This window comes from Pseudomonas sp. AGC41 (assembly GCF_057334555.1).
On the sequence record NZ_JBHFJB010000004.1, the window covers coordinates 93,880 to 96,791 of the forward strand.

Annotated in this window: 2 protein-coding genes; one reads left to right on the top strand and one right to left on the bottom strand. The window is 61.9% G+C overall.

What is annotated here, in order from left to right; translation table 11 throughout:
• Positions 1 to 56 precede the first annotated feature (56 nt).
• Positions 57 to 1,403, bottom strand: coding sequence for a DEAD/DEAH box helicase (locus tag ACE04F_RS00870; protein WP_434673780.1), 1,347 nt, complete (start codon positions 1,401 to 1,403; stop codon positions 57 to 59).
• Between the two features lie 189 nt (positions 1,404 to 1,592).
• Between ACE04F_RS00870 and ACE04F_RS00875 the strand changes: the two genes are divergently transcribed.
• The gene (locus tag ACE04F_RS00875; protein ID WP_486104109.1) at positions 1,593 to 2,891 is read left to right on the top strand and encodes a mechanosensitive ion channel family protein; all 1,299 of its coding nucleotides are present in this window, start codon (positions 1,593 to 1,595) and stop codon (positions 2,889 to 2,891) included.
• The last annotated feature ends 21 nt before the right edge of the window (positions 2,892 to 2,912 follow it).

Here is a 2,912-nt window from a genome sequence, read left to right on the forward strand (position 1 = left end):
CCACGGGGATTGTCTTCGGCCTTGCGACAGTATCAGGACCCAGGGGCCTGATGGGCTTATTCAGCCGCCGGCGCCTCGGGCTTGCGGCGTTTGAGCGGGGCCATGCCGTCCTTGCTGACCAGCGATGGCGCGTCGCTCTTCGGGCGGTTGGCGGTCTTGCGCTTGGTCGGGGCCTTGGCGCCGGTTTTTTTCTTGTCGCCCTTGGCGTCGACCTTTTTCTTCTTCACGCCAACGGCCTTGCCCGACGCCTTGACCTTTTTCGGTCCGCCGTAGGTGCCTTTGACTTCCTTGATGGTACGGCGCTCGAAGCTCTGCTTGAGGTAGCGCTCGACGCTCGACATCAGGTTCCAGTCGCCGTGGCAGATCAGCGAGATCGCCAGGCCATCGTTGCCGGCGCGACCGGTGCGGCCGATGCGGTGCACGTACTCGTCGCCGCTGCGGGGCATGTCGAAGTTGATGACCATGTCCAGGCCGTCGACGTCCAGGCCACGGGCGGCGACATCGGTGGCAACCAGGATCTTCACACCGCCCTGCTTGAGGCGGTCGATGGCCAGCTTGCGATCCTTCTGGTCTTTCTCGCCGTGCAGAACGAACGCCTTGTATTCCTGGGCGACGAGACGACCGTAGATGCGGTCGGCCATGGCCCGGGTGTTGGTGAACACGATGGCTTTTTCGTAGGTCTCGTTGGCCAGCAGCCAGTTGACGATCTGCTCTTTGTGCTGGTTGTGGTCAGCGGTGATGATCTGCTGGCGAGTCGTGGAGTTCAGCTGGCTGACCGCGTTGAGCTGCAAGTGCTCAGGGTTGTTCAGGACCTTGGCGATCATTTCGCGCAGGCCCGAACCGCCAGTGGTGGCGGAGAACAGCATGGTCTGCTGGCGATTGACGCATTCATCCACCAGGCGCTGCACGTCTTCGGCAAAACCCATGTCCAGCATGCGGTCGGCTTCGTCCAGCACCAGCACTTCGACTTCCTTGAGGTCGAGGTTGCCGGCGTTCAGTTGCTCGATCATCCGCCCCGGCGTGCCGATCAGGATATCCGGCACCTTGCGCAGCATAGCGGCCTGAACCTTGAAATCTTCGCCGCCGGTGATCAGGCCGGACTTGATGAAGGTGAACTGCGAAAAGCGCTCCACTTCCTTCAAGGTCTGCTGGGCCAGTTCGCGGGTCGGCAGCAGGATCAGGGTCTTGATGCTGACGCGGACCTTGGCCGGGCCGATCAGGCGATTGAGGATCGGCAGCACGAACGCAGCAGTCTTGCCGCTGCCGGTCTGCGCCGTCACCCGCAGGTCACGCCCCTGGAGCGCGAGCGGAATAGCCGCTGCCTGCACCGGCGTTGGCTCGACAAATTTAAGCTCGGCCACGGCTTTGAGCAGGCGTTCGTGCAGGGCGAATTGGGAAAACACGGGTGCTACCTCGAAGAAATGCAAAAAAACAGCTGCATAGGTTACCGGTTTCGAGCGCGCAGGCCGAGTTTCTTTATACAAACGGCTGCAAATCAGTGTGTTTTCAAGATGGATTTGTCATCAACGGTCACTTCGCCACGCTTAAATGCTCTAATCCGCCCATCGCGCTCATAGAAGACCGTCTCGTCCATGGATATCAAACAATTCTGGCTCAACCTTCAGGATTTCTGGGGGGCCCTGGATCAGCACCCGCTCCTGCATTCCGGCCTCGCCCTGGCCCTGCTGCTGGCGATCGCGCTGGTGCTCGGACGCGTGGCGCGTTACCTGATCCTGCACGGTGCCAAGCTGATCGGCCGCCAACCGGCCCTGCACTGGGTCAACGACCTGCGCCAGAACAAAGTCTTTCATCGCCTGGCGCAGACGACGCCGTCACTGATCATCCAGTTCGGCCTGCACCTGGTGCCTGGGCTGAGCAAGACCAGCATGGTCTTCCTCGGCAATGTCGCGCTGGCCTTCACCATCCTGTTCATGCTGCTGGCCGTCAGTGCCCTGCTCAGTGCCCTGCTGGACGTCTATGCCCGCACCGAACATGCCCGCACCCGCTCGATCAAGGGCTACGTGCAGCTGACCAAGATGGTCCTCTACGTGTTCGGCGCGATCATCATCGTCGCCACGCTGATCGACCGTTCGCCGCTGTTGCTGCTGTCTGGCCTGGGGGCGATGTCGGCGGTGATCCTCCTGGTCTACAAGGACACGCTGCTGTCGTTTGTCGCCAGCGTGCAGTTGACCAGCAACGACATGCTGCGCGTCGGCGACTGGATCGAAATGCCCCAGGTCGGCGCCGACGGTGATGTGGTGGACATCACGTTGCACACGGTGAAGGTGCAGAACTTCGACAAGACCATCGTCTCGATCCCCACCTGGCGCCTGATGTCCGAATCGTTCAAGAACTGGCGCGGCATGCAGCAATCCGGCGGAAGGCGGATCAAGCGCAGCCTGTTCATCGACGCCAGCGGCGTGCGCTTCCTGCACGACGAGGAAGAACAGCGCCTGACCCAGGTGCGCCTGCTGACCGATTACATCGGCCGCAAGCAGGCCGAGCTCAAGGCCTGGAACGAAGCCCAGGGCAACGTCGCGGCGATGTCGGCGAACCGCCGGCGGATGACCAACCTGGGCACTTTCCGCGCCTATGCCCTGGCCTATCTGAAAAGCCACCCGGAGATCCAGCCGAACATGACCTGCATCGTCCGCCAGCTGCAGACCACTGCCCAGGGTATCCCGCTGGAAATCTACTGCTTCACCGGCACCACCGTGTGGGCCGACTACGAGCGCATCCAGGGGGATATCTTCGATTACTTGCTGGCAGTGATGCCGGAGTTCGGGCTGGGCTTGTACCAACAGCCGAGCGGTACGGATCTGCGGGCGGGGTTGCTGCCGGCGGTATTGGGGGCAAGCCATATTCCGGAGCCGGAGAAGCAGGTGGTCTGATCCACCATGACCCCCTGTGGG

Bases quoted from the DNA above. Each gene is read 5' to 3' on its own strand.
- ACE04F_RS00875 (WP_486104109.1), top strand. From the start codon at position 1,593: ATGGATATCAAACAATTCTGGCTCAACCTTCAGGATTTCTGGGGGGCC.